A 17121-nucleotide genomic window follows, 5' to 3' on the forward strand; every position below is an offset into this window, starting at 1 on the left:
ACCACGGCGCGCACGGCCAGGCCCTCGGTCGGCAGGTTGGCCAGCGAGCGGAACGCGGAGGGCGTCTGGCTCAGCACGGTGACCTGCTCGTCGGCCAGCAGACGGTGGAACTCCTCGGGGGAGCGGGCGGTGTCGAACGGGACCACCACCAGGCGGCCGCCGTACAGCAGCGCGCCCCACAGCTCCCAGACCGAGACGTCGAAGGCGTAGGAGTGGAACAGGGACCAGACGTCGGTGCGGTCGAATCGGTAGCTGCCCTCGGTCGCGGTGAACAGGCGCACCACGTTGCGGTGGGTGAGCACCACGCCCTTGGGGCGGCCGGTGGAGCCGGAGGTGTAGATGACGTAGACGGCGTTGTCCGGCTCGGCGAGGGGGGCCGGGTCGGTCACCGGCTGCCCGTCGAGCTCCTCGGTCAGCACCACCGGGCCCTGGTAGAACCCGCTCGCCAGCTCCTGGTGGGCCGGCTCGGTGACCAGCGCGGCCAGCTTGGCGTCGCCCGCCATGAAGGCCAGGCGGTCGGCCGGGTAGGCCGGGTCCAGCGGGACGTAGGCGCCGCCGGCCTTGAGGATGCCGATCAGCGCGGCGGGCAGCTCCGGCGAGCGGTCCAGGCAGAGGCCGACCAGCGACTCGGGGCCGACCCCGAGCACGCGCAGCCGGTTCGCCAGCTGGTTGGCCCGCTCGTTGAGCTGGCGGTAGGTCAGCTCCTGCGCACCGAAGCTGACCGCGACCGCGTCCGGGGTCCGGGCGGCGCGCTGCTCGAAGATCCGGTGCAGCGTCAGGCCGTCCCACTCGTGCGCGGGCAGGCCCGGCACCGGCAGGTCCGCGACCGAGCGCTCCGCCGCGTCGAGCAGGTCCGCCGCGCCGACGGGGGCGTCGGGGTCGGCGGCCACCGCGGCCAGCAGCCGGGTCAGGTGGCCGGCCAGCCGGGCCACGGTCGCCTCGTCGAACAGCGCGGTGGCGTACTCCAGCTGGCCGGCCAGCCGTCCGTCGGCCAGCTGGGCGATCTGCAGGCTCAGATCGAACTTGGCTACCTGCCAGGGAAGTTCGACGGGCTCGACGGCAAGGCCGGCCAGCTCCAGGGTGGTGGCGCGCTGCTCGTGCATGGTGAAGGCGGTCTGGAACAGCGGGGTGACCGACAGGTCGCGCTCGGGCTGCAGCTCGTCCACCAGGCGGGCGAACGGCAGCTGCTGGTGGTCGAAGGCGTCCAGCACCGTGCTACGGGTGCGGGCCAGCAGCTCGGAGAAGGACGGGTCGCCGGACCAGCGGGTGCGCAGCACCAGGGTGTTGATGCCGTAGCCGACCAGGCCCGCCAGCTGCGCGCTGGTGCGGTCGGAGACCACGGTGCCGACCGCGATGTCGGGGGTGCCGGTGTAGCGGGCGAGCTGGGCCTGGAAGGCGGCCAGCAGCACGGTGAACAGGGTGGTGCGGTGCTGCTCGGCCAGCCGGTGCAGCTCGGTGGCGAGCTCGGCCGGCAGCTCGAAGCGGACCGCGGCACCGTCCGGCCGCCGCACCGCCGGGCGGGGGCGGTCGGTGGGCAGGGTGACCGGGGTCAGATCGGCCAGCTGCTCGCGCCAGTAGCCGAGCTGACGCTCCGTCTGCTCCTGCTGGGCCAGCTGCCAGGCGGCGAAGTCCGCGTACTGAAGGGTGGGGGCGGGCAGTTCGGTGCCCGCGTAACCGGCGGCGAGCTCGGTCAGCAGCAGCTCGTGCGAGCGCTCGTCGCAGGCGATGTGGTGCAGTACCAGGACCAGCAGGTGATTCTCGGCGCCCAGCGCGACCAGGGTGGCCCGCACGGGGGGCTGCTCGGCCAGGTCGAAGGGGCGGCGCAGCTCGGCGGCCACCCAGGCGCGGGCGGCCTGCTCGTCGGCGGCCGTCACGGTGGCCAGGGTGCCGGTCGCGGCCGGGTCCACCAGCTGCACCGGCTCCTCGTCGAGCAGCGCGTAGCGGGTGCGCAGCACCTCGTGCCGGGCCAGCACCTGGTCCCAGGCCCGGCCCAGCGCCGCGCGGTCCAGCCGGCCGCGCAGCCGGACCACCTGCGGCACCGAGTACTCGGCGCTGTCCGGGTCGAGCCGGCTCAGGAACCACATCTGGCGCTGGCCGTAGGACAGCCGCAGCGGCGCGGTGCGGTCGGCGGGGGCGATGCCCGTGGCGACGGTGCCCCGGCGGCCGGCCATCCGGCGCCGGACCAGCTCCTCGCGCCGGGCGGCGGCCTGGGCCGCGGTCTCGGAGACGGTGTCGGTCATGCCGGCTGGCCCTTCGTGACGGGGGTGGATTCGTTGATCCCGGCGGTGAGCCGGTCCTCGGCCAGGTCGGCCTCGGTCAGCAGGTCGATCTCGGCCCGGATGGCGGCCTCGACGGCGCGGGCCCACTGCTCGACGGTCGGGCCGTCGAAGAGCGCGGCGACCGGCAGCTCGATCTCGAACTCGGACCGGGCGGCCGCGGTCACCGTGGCGGCCAGCAGCGAGTTGCCGCCCAGCGCGAAGAAGTTGTCATAGACACCGACCCGCGGGTGGCCCAGCGACTCGGACCACAGCTCGGCCAGCCGCTCCTCGAACGGGTCGCGCGGGGCCAGGTAGGCGGTCAGCTCGGCCACCGGGGCGGCGGTCGCCAGGGACTCGTTCCACGGCAGCGCGGCCCGCGCGCGGTCCTGCTCGGTGCGCAGGTCCACCGCGCCGACCGGGGCGGCGGGGTCGGCGAGCACCCGGGCGGCCAGGGTGGCGAAGGCGGCGGCCAGCGCGGCGGCGGTCTCGGGCCGGTAGAGCGCGGTGGCGTACTCCAGCATCCCCCCGACCCCGCCGTCCGGCTCCGGGCGCAGCACCAGGGCCAGGTCGGTGGGCGTGCTGTGCCAGGCGACCTGGTAGTGGGTCAGGTCGGCGGCATCGGCCGCGACGCCGGTCACCCCGTCATCCTGCAGGTCGAACAGGGTCTGGTAGAGCGGGGTGCGGGACAGGTCGCGGTGCGGCTGCAGCTCCTCCACCACCTGCTCGAACGGCAGGTCCTGGTGGCCGAAGGCACCCAGCGCCACGGCGCGCATCCGGTCCACGGCCTGCTCGAAGCTCAGCTCGGGGGTCAGGCGGGCGCGCAGCACCACCGAGTTGAGGAAGCAGCCGACCAGCGGGTGGGTCTCGGGGCGGACGCGGCCGGCCACCGGGGTGCCGATGGTCAGGTCCCAGTCGCCGCTCAGCTGGGCCAGCACCAGGTGCCAGACCGCCGCCAGGGTCATGAACGGGGTGGCCCCGCGCTCGCGCCCCAGTGCCACCAGCCCCGTGACGATGGCGGCCGGCAGCTGGACCGGGCAGACCGCGCCGTCCGCGGCCCGGCGGGCCGGGCGCGGGTGGTCGGTGGGCAGCCGCAGCGGGTGCACCCCGGCCAGCGTCTCCTTCCAGTAGGCCAGCTGCCCGGCCACCGGGGCGCTGGTCAGCCAGTGCTCGTGCTGCCAGGCGGCGAAGTCGGGGTAGCCCAGCTCCAGCGGGGCCAGCTCCGGCTGCCGCCCGGCCGCCAGGGCCGCGCAGAGCTCGGCGAACTCGCGCCGCAGCAGCACCACGGACCAGCCGTCGCAGGCGATGTGGTGGATCGTCAGCAGCACGTGGCGGTCCACCAGCAGGGCCCGCCAGACCGGGCCCGCGGTCAGGTCGAAGCCGCGGGCGATCTCGGCCCGCACCGCCGCCACCGGCTCGGTGGTCCCGGCCTCGGTCAGCTCCACCGGCCCCGGCGCGCCGATCCGCTGGACCGGCCGGCCCTCCAGCATCGGGTAGCTGGTGCGCAGCGCCTCGTGCCGCTCCTCCAGCGCGGCCAGCGCCGCGGCCACCACCGCGGGGGTGGCACCGTCGGCCAGCGGCAGCAGCACCGGCACCGTGTACTCCGAGCTGCCCGGGTTGAGCTGGTCCAGGAACCAGATCCGGCGCTGGCCGGCGGTCAGCGGCAGCGGCCGGGACCGGTCCACCCGGGTGATCGGCACCTCCGGCAGCTCCTCGGCGGCCAGCAGCTCGGCCTGGGCGGCGACGGTGGAGGCGGCGAACAGGTCCGCCATCGCGACCTGGCGCCCGGTGGCCGCGCCCAGCCGCTGGGCCAGCCGGGTGAGCAGCAGCGAGTAGCCGCCGAGCTGGAAGAAGTCGTCGTGCGCGCCGATCGGCGCCGTGGTCTCCAGCACCGCGGCCCACACCGCGGCCACCGCGCGCTCGGCCTCGGTGCGCGGCGCCACGAACGGCGGGCGCCCGGGGGTGGCGTCGGCGGTCGGGGTGGGCAGCGCGATCCGGTCCAGCTTGCCGCTGGGGCTGAGCGGGAAGGCGTCCAGGGTGACGAAGACCGAGGGCACCAGGTACTCGGGCAGCCGGTCGCGCAGGAAGGCGCGCAGCCGCTCGGTGGACAGCTCCCGGCGCACCGTCAGGTAGGCGGCCAGCCGGCCCACCCCGGAGGAGGTCTTGAAGGCCACCACGGCCGCGCCGCGCACGTCCGGGTGGGTGAGCAGCACGCCCTCGATCTCGCCGGGCTCGATCCGCACCCCGTTGACCTTGACCTGCTGGTCGAGCCGGCCGAAGTACTCCAGGCTGCCGTCGGCGCGCCAGCGCACCCGGTCGCCGGTGCGGTAGAGCCGCTCGCCGGGCGGGCCGTACGGGTCCGGGACGAACCGGTCGGCGGTCAGGTCGGGGCGGCCCAGGTAGCCGCGGGCCACCCCCACCCCGCCCACGTGCAGCTCGCCCGGCACCCCGATCGGGGCCAGCCCGCCGGCCGGGGAGAGCACCAGCAGGCGCAGGCCGCTCAGCGGGCGCCCGATCAGCACCGGGCCGGCCAGCTGCACCGGGTCGAAGCGGTGCGCGGTCACGTCGATCGCGCACTCGGTCGGCCCGTAGGTGTTCCACACCTCCACCGCCGGGGCCTTGGCCAGCAGCTGCTGGCAGAGCTCGGCGTGCAGCGGCTCGCCGGCCGAGAAGAGCAGTCGCAGCGCCGAGCAGTCGGCCCAGCCCGGCTCCTCGACCAGCAGCCGCAGCACCGAGGGGACCACCTGGAGGACCGTCACCCGGTGCTCGGCCACCGCCCTGACCATCGCCGCCGGGTCGCGCTCCACCCCGGGCGGGGCCATCACCACGGTGCCGCCACTGCTCAGCGGCCCGAAGATCTCCCAGCCCGCGGCGTCGAACCCGATCGAGGTCTTCTGCAGCAACCGGTCCTCGGCGCCGAGCCGGTGCACCCGCACCGTCCAGGCGATCCGGTTGGCGATGCCGCCGTGGGTGACCGCGACACCCTTGGGGCGGCCGGTGGAGCCGGAGGTGTAGATGACGTAGGCCAGGCTCTGCGCGGTCAGCTCGACGGCGGGCGGCTCCACCGGGAAACCGGACAGGTCCAGCTCGTCCAGCAGCAGCGGTCGCACCCCCTCGCCGGCCACCAGGTCGAGCAGCGCGCGCTCGGTCAGCACCACCGTGGCGCCGGTGTCCTGCAATACCCAACTGATCCGCTCACGCGGGTGGTTGGGGTCCAGCGGGATGTAGGCGGCGCCGGCCTGCCAGACCGCGAACAGGGCCACCGCCAGGTCGGTGGAGCGGGGCAGGCAGACCCCGACCAGGTCGTCGGTGCCGATGCCGAGGGCCCGCAGCTGGTGCGCGAGCCGGTTCGCCCGCTCGCCCAACTCGCGGTAACCGATCGTCTGTCGCTGGTCCAGCACGGCGGGGGCGGCCGGGGTGCGGGTGGCCTGGGTGGCGACCAGCTCCGGCAGCAGCGGGCCGGACGCGGCGTCGATGGGGTGCACGGTCAGTCCTTCGAGAGGGCGGGACGGGACGGAGGAGGGTGCGGCAGGTAAGGGCGGATCAGGCCGCGTCGGCGGCGGCCTGGTCCATCCGCTGACGCAGGCTCAGCGGGCGCATGTCCGTCCACAGGTCGCAGATCCGGCTCAGGCACTCGTCCTTGGGGCCCTGGGTGCCCTCCGGGTACCAGCCGGCCGGCACCTCGCGGCCCACCGCCCAGATCGAGTACTGCTCCTCGTCGTTGCGGACCACCAGGTACTGCTGCTCGTCCGACATCATTCGCTCCTTCTGGAAAGGGGGAATTCGCGGGATCGCAGAATTCCGACACAGGAAAGGCAGCGGTCCGACAACTGCTCGAACCGGTGCACGGAATTTCGGTATGCCACCATCATCGCGGCCCGCCGAAAGGCCCTCAAGGGGTTGCCTGTTGCCAGTGCACTGGCAACCACGAGGTACCTGTCAACACCTCAGAAATCGCTGCTGACCTGCCCGTTCGCCGGTCGCCGGGCAGGTTGTCAAGCGTGTCCATGGCAACTGGGTGGCCGGTCCGCGGCCATTGTCGCCGCCCGGGGGCGGGAGTATGGTGCACGAGCCGGCGCCGAATTCCCGGCCAATTCCCGGCATCCAGTCCGCACGACATTCCCGCACGAACGGAGCTGTGCTGTGCCCACGCCCGAATTGCCCCTCGTCCTGGAGGGGGCCGGCGAACCGATCGCCGAGCACGTCCGGGAGAACCGCAAGGAGATCCGCGCCAGGCTGCGCGAGCACGGCGCCGTACTGCTGCGCGGTTTCCAGGTCGACGGCATCGACGGATTCGGCGCCGTGGTGCGCGAGTTGTCGGGCCAGCCGCTCACCTACTCGGAGCGCTCGTCACCCCGGGAGCTGATCAAGGACAACGTCTACACCTCGACCGAGTACCCGGCACAGGAGGAGATCTTCGCCCACAACGAGAACTCCTACCAGGCGGTCTGGCCGCAACTGCTCTACTTCTACTGCGTGGAGCCGCCGACCAGCCTGGGCGCCACCCCGCTCTCCTCCACCCGGGAGCTGTACCGGACCATCGACCCGGCGGTGCGCGAGGAGTTCGAGCGGCGGCGGTGGAGCGTGGTGCGCAACTACGGCAGCGGCGTCGGGCTCTCCTGGAGCGAGGCGTTCAACACCGAGGACCGGGCCGAGGTGGAGCGGCGGTGCGCCGCGCAGGGGATCGAGGTGCAGTGGCGCGGCGCGGCCGGGCTGCGCACCCGGGCGGTGCGGGACGCGGTGCACGAGCACCCGCTGACCGGCGAGCGGGTCTGGTTCAACCACGCGACCTTCTTCCACCTGTCCACCCTGCCGGAGGAGCTGCGGTACGGCTTGGAGGCGATGTACCAGCCGGACGAGCTGCCCAGCAACACCTACTACGGCGACGGCGGAGAGATCCCCGAGGACGTGCTGGACCACCTGCGCGCCTGCTACCGGGCCGCCTCCACCCGCTTCGACTACCAGCGCCACGACGTGCTGGTGCTGGACAACATGCTCAGCACCCACGCCCGCGAGCCGTTCACCGGGCCGCGCAAGATCGCGGTCGCGATGGCCGAGCCCTCCGACGGTCCCGTGCTGCCCTGACGCGTGGGCGGCCGGTCCGGGGTGCCGGACCGGCCGCAGCCGGGGCAGGGTCGACGCGGGACCAGGGGCGCTGGGGCGCTGGGGTTGCAGCGGCTGTGGGGTCGCAGTGGTCCCGGGGTCATGGCGGTTCCGGGCTACAGCGATCCCAGGCTCACGGCGGTCCCGGATTCACAGCGCCACGGGCAGGGCGGGTGCGGCCAGTTCGTAGCGCGACTCGGCGGCCAGCAGGCCGCACTCCAACCGCTGGGTCAGGGTACGGGCGTAGGCGCGCAGCAGCGGATGGCAGCGGTACAGCCCCGGTGCCGGGGTCTCCAGCAGGCTGGCGTCCACCAGTTCCTCCAGCGCCGCCTCGGCCTCGGCCCCGCCGCGCCCGAGCACCTCGGCGGCCTGGGCCGCCGAGAGCAGCGGGCCGGGCAGCGGGGCGATCCGGCGGAACGCGTCGGCCGCCGAGCGGCTCAACCCCTGGTAGTCGGGGCGGAACGCGTTCGGCAGCGCACCGCCGCCCAGGCGCAGCAGCAGTTCGCCGTCCTGGCGCAGCCGTTCGGTCAGCGAGGAGATCAACCAGCTGGGCCGGGCCGCCAGTTGCGTGGCCGCGAGCCGCACCGCCAGTGGCAGCAGCCCGCAGCACTCGACCAATTCCCGCACCGCGTAGGGCTCCAGCTCTGTGCGGGCCGGGCCGATCACGGTGCCGGCCAGCTCACCGGCCTCGGCCGGGGTGAGCGTGGAGAGCGGCAGCTGGTGGGCGGCGGTCAGGCCGGTCAGCCGCTGCCGGCTGGTGACCAGCACCAGGCAGCCCGGCGCGGCCGGCAGCAGCGGGCGGACCTGCTCGGCGCTGACCGCGTGGTCCAGCACCACCAGCATCCGGCGCCCGTCCAGCAGGGTACGGAACAGCGCGGCCCGTTCGGCCAGCGTGGCCGGCAGCGGGGCGGCGGGGCGCAGCGCGCCGAGGAAGGCGGCCAGCACCTGGGAGGGCGCGAGCACCGTGCCGTCCGGACCGGCCAGTTCGGCGAACAGGCTGCCGTCCGGGAAGTGCGCGCGGGCCCGGTGCGCCCAGTGCACGGCCAGCGCCGTCTTGCCGGTACCGGCCATGCCGCTGATCGCGCAGACCGTCACCCGGTGCGGCGCGGGCAGCCGGTCCAGCTCCCGCAGCGCCTCCAGACGGCCGACGAAGTCCGGCTCGGCCATCGGAAGTTGGGCCGGCCGCCCGTGGTCGGGCGGCTCCCCGGCACGCCCGAGGGGCAGGTCGGCGAAGCGCGGGTCGTTGACCCGCGGCTCGATCACCACGCGCAGCTCGGCGAGCCGGGCGCGCAGCGCCCCGCCGGCGCCGAGCACGTCGTCGCAGCGGGCGGCGAGCTCGGGCGTGGCGGCCCGGGCGCCGGTCTCCACCCGGCTCAGATAGCCCTTGCTGTAGTGCGTCATCTCGCTCAGCGCCTTGAGCGACACGCCCTGTTGGGTGCGCAGTCGGCGCAGCTCGTGGCCGAAGACCTGGTTCACGATCACCCCCACCTGTCCTGTGTGGCTGCTCTCGCCCCGGGATCGGGGCCCGTCAGGGGTACCGGAAGGTGGTCCGGTGCCCTGTTCCAGGTGTGGACGTCAACTTGCCGTTCCCCCGAGACGTTTGTGCCGCGCCCGGCCCCCGCAAACGGGCCGGCCGCGTCCCTGGTGGTCGGGGCAGGTCGAACGACGAGCCCCTACCGTCGCCGCAGGCTAACGGCTGGGGGAGCCACTTCGAAAGCGAGTCGGCGCAGGTGACCTCGGGTTTTCCGGTTTTCCCAGTGCGGCCGGCGGGGTGGTCCGGTGCCCGGTCGAACACCGCTGACCTGCGCGGACCCGGGCGCCCGGCCGCAGCGGTGGCCGTGCGGCGCCGGGGCGGGCCGGGCCGGGCCGGCAGGTCGCGGTGCGCGCCGGTGGTGGCAGCGTGTGCGGTGTGGCGAAAGCGTGTTCACCGGTGGGTGGCGGCGGCCCGGGCAGGGTGTGGAGCGGCGCAGCCCGGGGCGGGCATCGATCGGCGCGCCCGGGGCAGACCTCGGTCAGCGCGCCCGGGGCGGGCCCGGACCCGTGCAGTCGGGGGCCGGCCTGGGTCAGTTCAGCTCGGGCCGGGTAGGCCCGGGTCAGTGCAGCCCGGACAGGTCCGGATCGCCGAGTGCGCTGCCGGTCAGCCGCCACCGGGACAGGTGGGCCGTGCGGGTCGCCCGCAGTGCCAGCACCCGCGCCATCACCTCCGCGGTCGGGGCGTTGGGCGCCAGCAGGAACAGCGCGAGGTCGATCCGGCCGGGCCCGCAGAGCACCCGCAGGTGCTCCACCTGGTCGGTCGGCGCTGTCAGCGAGGCGAAGAATTCGGTCAGGCTTGCGTGGTCCGGTACCTCGCGGTCCGGCCCGGTCAGCTGGAGGGTGATCAAGTACATGGCTCCGTCAGAGTTTCGGCAGGACCGCCGCGCCCCATCCGTATCCGTCGCCGGCCACCACCGCGGTGGTGCCGTGCTCCGGGGTGTGGTGGCCGGCCGAGACGGCGGCTCCCGCACCGATGGCGATCAGGACGACTAGCAGCAGGTTGGCAATTCGAGGCACAGGTTCACTCCACGCTCGTGACAAGGAACGGAACGGGACGGACGGGAAGCGAGGAGGGGACTGGTCGGGAATTCCGCCCGGGGAAGCTCTCTTCCGATGCCCCCAAGCCTGGCCCAGTCGCCGGGGGCCTGTCAGCAGGGCACGGCTGGCACGAACGTGTCTGGCAGCTTGGCGTCAGAAGGGGGCCGACGCGCGTAGCAGTGGCCGGGACCGGCCCCGAAGATGGCCGGGACCAGTGCTTGACACTTGTGGTCCCCCCGGCGGAAGTGAAGACTGAATAGAATGTTCGGTCCTCAACTGTCCAGGGAACAGGGCCGGTCCGGCCGTAGGCCTGAGGCGTGCCATCGGGGGGAAAGCGCATGCTGGAAATGCTCGGGGTGTCCCAAGGCGCGGAGGCGGTCTACCGCGCGATGCTCGGCCAGCCCGACCACGGGGTGGAGGAACTGGCCACCGACACCGGCCTGACCTCGGATCAGGTCCGTACCTCGCTCAACGAACTGGCAGACCTGGCCCTGCTGCGCCCCTCGGCCCACCAGGGCGCGCTGCGCCCGGTCAGCCCGCAGGTCGGCCTGGCGGCGCTGCTGGCCGCCGCCGAGGCGGAGACGGCGATCCGGCAGGCCCAGCTGGAGGCGACCCGGGCGGCCATCGCCTCCATCGCGGCCGAGCACGAAGTGGGCCGGGACGGGAACACCGGCCAGCGCCTGGAGGGCCTGGACCAGGTCCGGATCCGCCTGGAGGAGCTGCAGCAGCTCACCCAGACCGAGTGCCTCTCGCTCAACCCCGGCGGCGCCCACCTGCCGGACGCCCGGGACGCCGCCAAGCCGCTCAACCAACAGGCGCTGGAGCGCGGCGTGGTGATCCGCGCGGTCTGCCGGGAGAGCTTTCGCAACGACGCCGACACGCTGGCCTACGCGCGCTGGATGACCAACCTGGGCGGGCAGATGCGCACCGTGCCCGCGGTTCCGATGCCGCTGGTGATCGTGGACCGCAAGGTCGCGATCCTGCCACTGGACCCGACCGACGCCCGGGTCGGCGCCCTGGAGGTGCACAGCCCCGGCGTGCTGGCCGCGGTCTGCGCGCTGTTCGAGCAGATCTGGACCGCCGGCACCCCCTTCGGCCAGAGCGCGCCGATCGACGCACACGGCTGCACGCCGATGGAGCGCAAGCTGCTGGAGATCATCAGCGACGGGCACACCGACGAGGTGGCCGCCCGCAACCTGGGCATCTCGCTGCGCACCGTGCGCCGGATGATGGCGGACCTGATGGTCCGGCTGGACGCGGTCAGCCGGTTCCAGGCGGGGGTGAACGCGACCAGGCACGGTTGGCTCTGAGCTCCAGGGGCGCGTGGTATGACGGTGGAGTTGATCATCCGTCAGACCGCGCACCCCAGGGAGCAGTACCGTGACCGAGCCGACCCCCACCCCGCTGCAGCCGCTGCCCGAGGACTGGCAGCGCGCCCTCGCCGTGGTCGCCCACCCGGACGACATGGAGTACGGCGCCGCTGCCGCCGTCAAGCGCTGGACGGCACAAGGCAAGGAGGTGGTGTACGCCATGGTGACCAGCGGCGAGGCCGGCATCGACGGCCTGGACCCCGCCGAGTGCGGCCCGCTACGCGAGGCCGAGCAGATCGCCTCGGCCGCACTGGTCGGGGTGGACACGGTGGAGTTCCTGCGCCACCCGGACGGCGTGCTGGAGTACGGGCTGCCGCTGCGCCGCGACATCGCCCGGCTGGTGCGCCGGTACCGCCCGGAGATCGTGATCACCGCCAACTACCGGGAGACCTACGGCGGCACCTTCCCCAACCAGGCCGACCACATCGCCGCCGGCCGGGCCACTCTGGACGCCGTGCGCGACGCCGGCAACCGCTGGGTCTTCCGCGAGCTGCTCGACGAGGGCCACCAGCCGTGGGACGGGGTGCGCCAGCTCTGGGCGGCCGGCTCCCCGCTGGCCGCGCACGGGGTGGACACCACCGAGCACTTCGAGGCCGGCGTCGCCTCGCTGGAGGCGCACGCCGCCTACCTGGCCGGCCTCGGCGGCGCGATGGCCGACGCCCGCAGCTTCCTGGAGTCCTTCGGCCGCGGGGCCGGCACCCGCCTCGGCACCCGGTTCGCGGCCTCCTTCGAGGTGGTGAACCTGAAGTTCTGAGCGGGCGCCGCGGCTGCGCGGCTGCGCGGCGACTGCTGAGCGGGTGCCGGTTGGCCGATGCCCGCTGTGTGGGTGTCAGCTGTCGGGCGCGGCCCCCGCGAAGACCGTGACCGACGGCCCAGCAGCACCTCCAGGCGCGGTCGGTCAGTGCTGGTCGGGCCCGCCGCCCTACGGGGGACGTCCCGCGCACAGGTCTGCCGGGTATTCCCAGTGCTGCCCCATGCCCTGACCAGGTACGGTTGCGCGGCCGACCACGATCCGAGGAGTGCTGTGAGCCAGCCCGTGCAGAACGAGAACATCACCGACGAGCGGCTCTGCTGGCTGGTCGCCCGGGAGCAGGTGGGGCGGCTGGCTCGCAAGCCGGGTGCGTTCGGATGGTTCACCATCGTGCTGGGCTGGCTGTCGGCCCTCTACCGGTTCGGCAACCGGACCGGCACCCAGGAGAGCGGCCGCGGCATGCGGCAGGAGCGTACCTCGCAGCGGATGGCGGACTACGCGCTGGCCGTGGACGACACGGCGGAGCGGCTCAGCGCCGAGGAGCGCCGGCAGCTGCGGGCCTCCCGCGAGCTGCCGGCCTGGTTCATGCCCGAGGTGGAGCGCCGGTTCGCGGCGATCCGCAAGGCCGGCTGAGCCAGGGCCCGCGCCGGAGCAGCTAGGCCGGCTGAGCCAGGGCCCGCGCCGGAGCAGCTGACCGGACGTCAGAGCGCCCCCGTCCAGCGGATGCTGGGCGGGGGCGCTGCAGTCGGGTGGGTGGGAGGCGGCTACCGGGTCCGTCAGACGGCGGGCTCGGCGGCCAGGCTGGTCTCGACCGGCGGGCCGGCGGGCGGCTCCGGGAAGCCGGCCAGCACCGGAGTGCGACGCAGGTAGAAGTTGAAGAACAGGGCGAGCGCGGCCACCCCGACCACACCGACGATCGCGGTGAGGTTGAGGCCGTGCACGAAGGCGGTCCGGCCGGCGTTCAGCAGGTCCTGACCACCCTGCGGCAGCTGGGCGGCGACCGCCGTGGTGCCGCCGAGGGTGTCGCGGGCGGCGTGCAGCGCCTTGTCGTCCAGGCCCGCGGCGGTCACGCCGGCCATCTGCTTGTGGAAGACGGCCGAGGCGATCGAACCGAGGGTGGCGACACCGAGCGCGGCACCGAACTCGCTGAACGTCTCGGAGACCGCGACCGCCGAACCCGCCCGCTCCGGCGGGGCCGAGGTGACCACGATCTCGTTGATGATCTGCTTGGAGGCGACCAGGCCCGCGCCGACCCCGGCGGAGCCGGCCAGCACCAGCCAGACCCCGGAGCTGGTGTGCACCTGGGTCAGGAAGCCGAAGCCGATGACGATCATCGCCATGGCACCGGCCAGCAGGTTGCCCGGCTTGACCTTGTGCGCCAGCGGCGCGATGACGCCGGTGGCGCCGCCGACCACGGGGCTGACGGCCAGCGACCAGAGCGCCGCCTTCAGCGCCGAGTAGCCGAGCACCAGCTGCAGGAACTGGTTGGTGAGCAGGCTGGCACCGGCGAACGCGAGCATCACCAGCAGGTTGATCACCACACCGCCGCTGAAACCGCGCGCCTTGAAGAGCGAGAGGTCGATCAGCGGGCTGGTGGTGGAGCGCTGACGGAGCAGGAAGGCGATGAAGAAGATCGCGCCGGCGATCAGCGCGACGGTCGGGGTGGTGCTGTAGCCGTTGATCGCCAGTTCCTTGATGCCCCAGATGAGGGGCAGGATGGCGGCCAGCGAGAGCAGCACGCCCAGCACGTCGAGGCGACCGTGCGCGGGGTTGCTGAACTCCGGCAGCACCAGGGGAGCCAGGATCAGCAGCAGCAGCATGACGGGGACGTTGATCAGGAAGACCGAGCCCCACCAGAAGTGACCCAGCAGCAGGCCACCGAGGATCGGGCCGATCGCGGCACCGGCGCTGATGGTGCCGCTGAACGCGGCGATGGCGGTCTTGCGCTCCTTGGGGTTGTGGAACATGTTGCTGATCAGGGCGAGCGCGGTGGGCGTCAGGATCGCCCCACCGACGCCCAGCAGGGCGCGCGAACCGATCAGCATCCCGGGGCTGTTGGAGTACGCCGAGCAGACCGAGGCGACGCCGAAGACCACGGCCCCGATCATCAGCATCCGCCGCCGGCCGAACTTGTCGCCCAGCCAACCCATGGTGATCATGAGACCCGCCAGCCCGAAGGCGTAGATGTCCATGATCCACAACTGCTGCGTCCCGCTCGGCTTCAGAGCCTCGCTGATGGGGGGCAGCGCAAAGTACAGGACGCCGATATCAATCGTGATAAGCAGGCTGCCCAGGACGAGTACGGAGAGGCCGATCCACTCTCGCGTGCCGGCTTTGGTCTTGACATCAGTCATGACTCAAAACCCTACAGATGTCGCGTACTCGTCGGACTGCTCCGGACGGTGGAACAGGGGTCGGACAAACCCCTATAGGGGTGCGCCCCAGGGGGCCGTTAAGCCCAGGGGTCACGGGAGTTGGCTCTGGGGTCGACCATGGCCCCGGCGACTCCTAGCGTCAAGGTGCTGGAATTCGAGCAAATTTGTGGACCGGCTTCAAGTGGACCGGCGTCGAGGGGGTCGGGCGGACAGGACTTCGTGCCTTTCCGGGCCCCCGCCATTTCCGGACCCGACTCTTTCCGGACGATTGACAAGGGGTGACCCGCAGTGGGCGTAGAAGGTAACGAGGAAAAGCTTCTCGGATACCTCCGGCGAGCGACCGCGGACCTGCGCGAGGCCCGGAAGAAGCTGGCCGAGGCCGAGGCCCGACCGGCCGTCGCGGATGCCGAACCGATCGCCATCGTCGGCATGGCCTGCCGCTACCCGGGCGGGGTCACCAGCCCCGAGGAGCTGTGGCAGCTGGCGCTGGCCGGTACCGATGCCGTCTCCGCCTTTCCCACCGACCGCGGTTGGGACATCGAGGGCGTGTACGACCCGGAACCGGGCCGGACCGGAAAGACCTACTCCCGGCAGGGCGGATTCCTCTACGACGCTGGGGAGTTCGACGCCGCCTTCTTCGGGATCTCGCCGAACGACGCGCTGCACATGGACGTGCAGCAGCGGCTGCTGCTCGAGGTCGCCTGGGAGGCGCTGGAGCGGGCCGGCATCGACCCGACCGCGCTCAAGGGCAGCCGGACCGGCGTCTACGCGGGCGTGATGTACCACGACTACGGCCAGGGCACCGTGGTGGCCGGCTCGATGGGCGGCAGCCTGGTCTCCGGCCGGGTCTCCTACACCCTGGGCCTGGAAGGTCCGGCGCTCACCGTGGACACCGCCTGCTCGGCCTCGCTGGTCGGCCTGCACCTGGCGGTCCGCGCGCTGCAGGCCCGCGAGTGCCAACTGGCCCTGGCCGGCGGCGTCGCGGTGATGTCCACCCCCGACACCTTCATCGAGTTCAGCCGCCAGCGCGGGCTCTCCCCGGACGGCCGGTGCAAGTCCTTCGCGGCCGCCGCCGACGGCACCGGCTGGGCCGAGGGAGTCGGCATGCTGGCGCTGGAGCGCCTCTCCGACGCCCGGAAGAACGGGCACCCGGTGCTGGCGATCGTGCGCGGCAGCGCGGTCAACTCCGACGGTGCGAGCAGCGCGCTGATGGCCCCCAACGGGCCGTCCCAGCAGCGGGTGATCAGGCAGGCGCTGGAGTCGGCCGGACTGACCGCGGCCGACGTCGACGTGGTGGAGGCGCACGGCACCGGCACCAAGCTGGGCGACCCGATCGAGGCCCAGGCCGTGATCGCCACCTACGGGCAGGGCCGACCGGCCGACCGGCCGCTCTGGCTCGGCTCGCTGAAGTCCAACTTCGGCCACTCGCAGGCCGCGGCCGGGGTCGGCGGCGTGATCAAGATGGTGATGTCGATCCGGGACGGGCGGCTGGCCCGCACCCTCAACGTGGACCGGCCGACCCCGCACGTGGACTGGGCAGCCGGTGCGGTGGAGCTGCTGACCGAGGAACGGGACTGGCCGGCGGTGGACCGGCCGCGCCGGGCGGGCGTCTCCTCGTTCGGCTTCAGCGGGACGAATGCGCACGTGATCATCGAGCAGGCTCCGGCGGAGGTCGGGCCGGGTGGGGCGGGGTCCGGGGCGGCGGGGGAGCCGGAGGGGGCGGCGCTGCCGGTGTCGCAGGCGTCGCCTGCGCTGCCTGCGACACCGGTGCTGCCTGCGCTGCCGGTACTGCCGCTTCTGGTCACCGCGCAGAGCGCCGACGCGCTGCGCGCCCAGGCTGCTCGGCTGGCCGAACGGCTCCGGGCTCAGCCGGAGGTGGAACTCCAGGATGTGGCGTACTCGCTGGCTATGGGGCGGGCGGCGCTGGAGCAGCGCGCGGTGGTGGTCGCGGGGGACCGCGAGGCGGCGCTGGCGGGGCTCGCAGGGCTGGCCGAGGGCCGCACCGCGGGCGCGGTGGCGAAGGCGGACGGGCTGACGGCGTTCCTGTTCTCGGGGCAGGGGAGCCAGCGGGTGGGGATGGGTCGTCAGTTGACGGCTGCGTTCCCGGTGTTCGCGGCGGCGTGGGATGAGCTGGCTGGGCATCTGGACCTGGGTACTGATGAGCAGTTGAACCAGACGCAGTTCGCGCAGCCGGCGATCTTTGCGTTCGAGGTGGCGTTGTTCCGGTTGTTGGAGTCGTGGGGGGTTAAGCCGGATTATCTGGCGGGTCACTCGATCGGTGAGATCGCGGCTGCGCATGTGGCGGGTGTGTTCTCGTTGGAGGATGCCGCGAAGCTGGTGACGGCGCGTGGTCGCCTGATGCAGGCGCTGCCCGCGGGTGGGGCGATGCTGGCGGTGGAGGCGAGCGAGGCTGAGGTTACCGGCCTCGGTGTGGATGTCGCGGCGGTGAACGGTCCGCGTGCGGTGGTGCTGTCCGGTCCCGAGGCGGACATTGACCGGGTTGCGGAGCACTTTGCGGATCGTCGTACGAAGCGGTTGACGGTCTCTCACGCGTTCCACTCGTCACTGATGGATCCGATGTTGGACGAGTTCCGTGCGGTGGTTGACGGGTTGACCATCAATCAACCGTTGATTCCCCTGGTCAATGATGTAGCGTCCGTCGACTACTGGGTCAACCATGTACGCGGCACCGTCCG

12 protein-coding genes are annotated in these 17121 nt (G+C 73.1%); 5 read left to right on the plus strand and 7 right to left on the minus strand.

What is annotated here, in order from left to right; genetic code table 11:
- From C7C46_RS18745 to C7C46_RS18755, 3 genes are all read right to left on the minus strand, one after another.
- Positions 1-2240: condensation domain-containing protein (locus tag C7C46_RS18745; RefSeq protein ID WP_146259126.1), on the minus strand; the 2240-nt coding region annotated here is incomplete at its 3' end.
- On the minus strand, positions 2237-5740 hold the full coding sequence (locus tag C7C46_RS18750) for a non-ribosomal peptide synthetase (protein WP_110671017.1): 3504 nt from the start codon (positions 5738-5740) through the stop codon (positions 2237-2239). The genes C7C46_RS18745 and C7C46_RS18750, both read right to left, overlap by 4 nt.
- Positions 5741-5798: 58 nt before the next feature.
- Positions 5799-6011, minus strand: a complete 213-nt coding sequence (locus C7C46_RS18755) for an MbtH family protein (protein ID WP_110671018.1) — start codon at positions 6009-6011, stop codon at positions 5799-5801.
- 387 nt (positions 6012-6398) lie between these two features.
- Here C7C46_RS18755 and C7C46_RS18760 point away from each other — a divergent pair, with 387 nt between their 5' ends.
- Entirely contained in the window at positions 6399-7340 is a 942-nt protein-coding gene (locus C7C46_RS18760; RefSeq protein ID WP_110671019.1) for a TauD/TfdA family dioxygenase, read from the plus strand.
- Between the two features lie 168 nt (positions 7341-7508).
- Here the strand turns inward: C7C46_RS18760 and C7C46_RS18765 are convergent, their stop codons facing one another.
- The 3 genes from C7C46_RS18765 to C7C46_RS35105 all read right to left on the minus strand — a co-directional run bounded on the left by C7C46_RS18765 (position 7509) and on the right by C7C46_RS35105 (position 9908).
- A complete protein-coding gene (locus tag C7C46_RS18765) occupies positions 7509-8846 on the minus strand; it encodes an XRE family transcriptional regulator (RefSeq protein WP_110671020.1) in 1338 nt (445 codons plus the stop codon).
- A 605-nt stretch (positions 8847-9451) separates the two neighbouring features.
- A complete protein-coding gene (locus C7C46_RS18770; RefSeq protein ID WP_110671021.1) occupies positions 9452-9745 on the minus strand; it encodes a hypothetical protein in 294 nt (97 codons plus the stop codon).
- A gap of 7 nt (positions 9746-9752) precedes the next feature.
- The gene (locus tag C7C46_RS35105; protein WP_181442412.1) at positions 9753-9908 is read right to left on the minus strand and encodes a hypothetical protein; all 156 of its coding nucleotides are present in this window, start codon (positions 9906-9908) and stop codon (positions 9753-9755) included.
- 359 nt (positions 9909-10267) lie between these two features.
- Between C7C46_RS35105 and C7C46_RS18775 the strand changes: the two genes are divergently transcribed.
- From C7C46_RS18775 to C7C46_RS18785, 3 genes are all read left to right on the plus strand, one after another.
- A complete protein-coding gene (locus tag C7C46_RS18775) occupies positions 10268-11239 on the plus strand; it encodes a helix-turn-helix domain-containing protein (RefSeq protein ID WP_110671022.1) in 972 nt (323 codons plus the stop codon).
- Positions 11240-11309: 70 nt separating this feature from the next.
- The gene (locus C7C46_RS18780; protein WP_110671023.1) at positions 11310-12053 is read left to right on the plus strand and encodes a PIG-L deacetylase family protein; all 744 of its coding nucleotides are present in this window, start codon (positions 11310-11312) and stop codon (positions 12051-12053) included.
- Between the two features lie 270 nt (positions 12054-12323).
- Positions 12324-12683 carry a hypothetical protein gene (locus tag C7C46_RS18785; RefSeq protein ID WP_110671024.1) on the plus strand — a complete coding sequence of 120 codons (360 nt, stop codon included), beginning with the start codon at positions 12324-12326 and terminating at the stop codon, positions 12681-12683.
- Between the two features lie 143 nt (positions 12684-12826).
- Here the strand turns inward: C7C46_RS18785 and C7C46_RS18790 are convergent, their stop codons facing one another.
- Positions 12827-14404, minus strand: coding sequence for an MFS transporter (locus C7C46_RS18790; RefSeq protein WP_110671025.1), 1578 nt, complete (start codon positions 14402-14404; stop codon positions 12827-12829).
- 309 nt (positions 14405-14713) lie between these two features.
- On the opposite strand from C7C46_RS18790, the gene C7C46_RS18795 reads away from it, so the two are divergent.
- A partial coding sequence (locus C7C46_RS18795) for a type I polyketide synthase (protein ID WP_146259127.1) occupies positions 14714-17121 on the plus strand: 2408 nt, incomplete at its 3' end.

The sequence above is a fragment of the Streptomyces tateyamensis genome (assembly GCF_003205575.1).
GTDB lineage: Bacteria > Actinomycetota > Actinomycetes > Streptomycetales > Streptomycetaceae > Kitasatospora > Kitasatospora tateyamensis.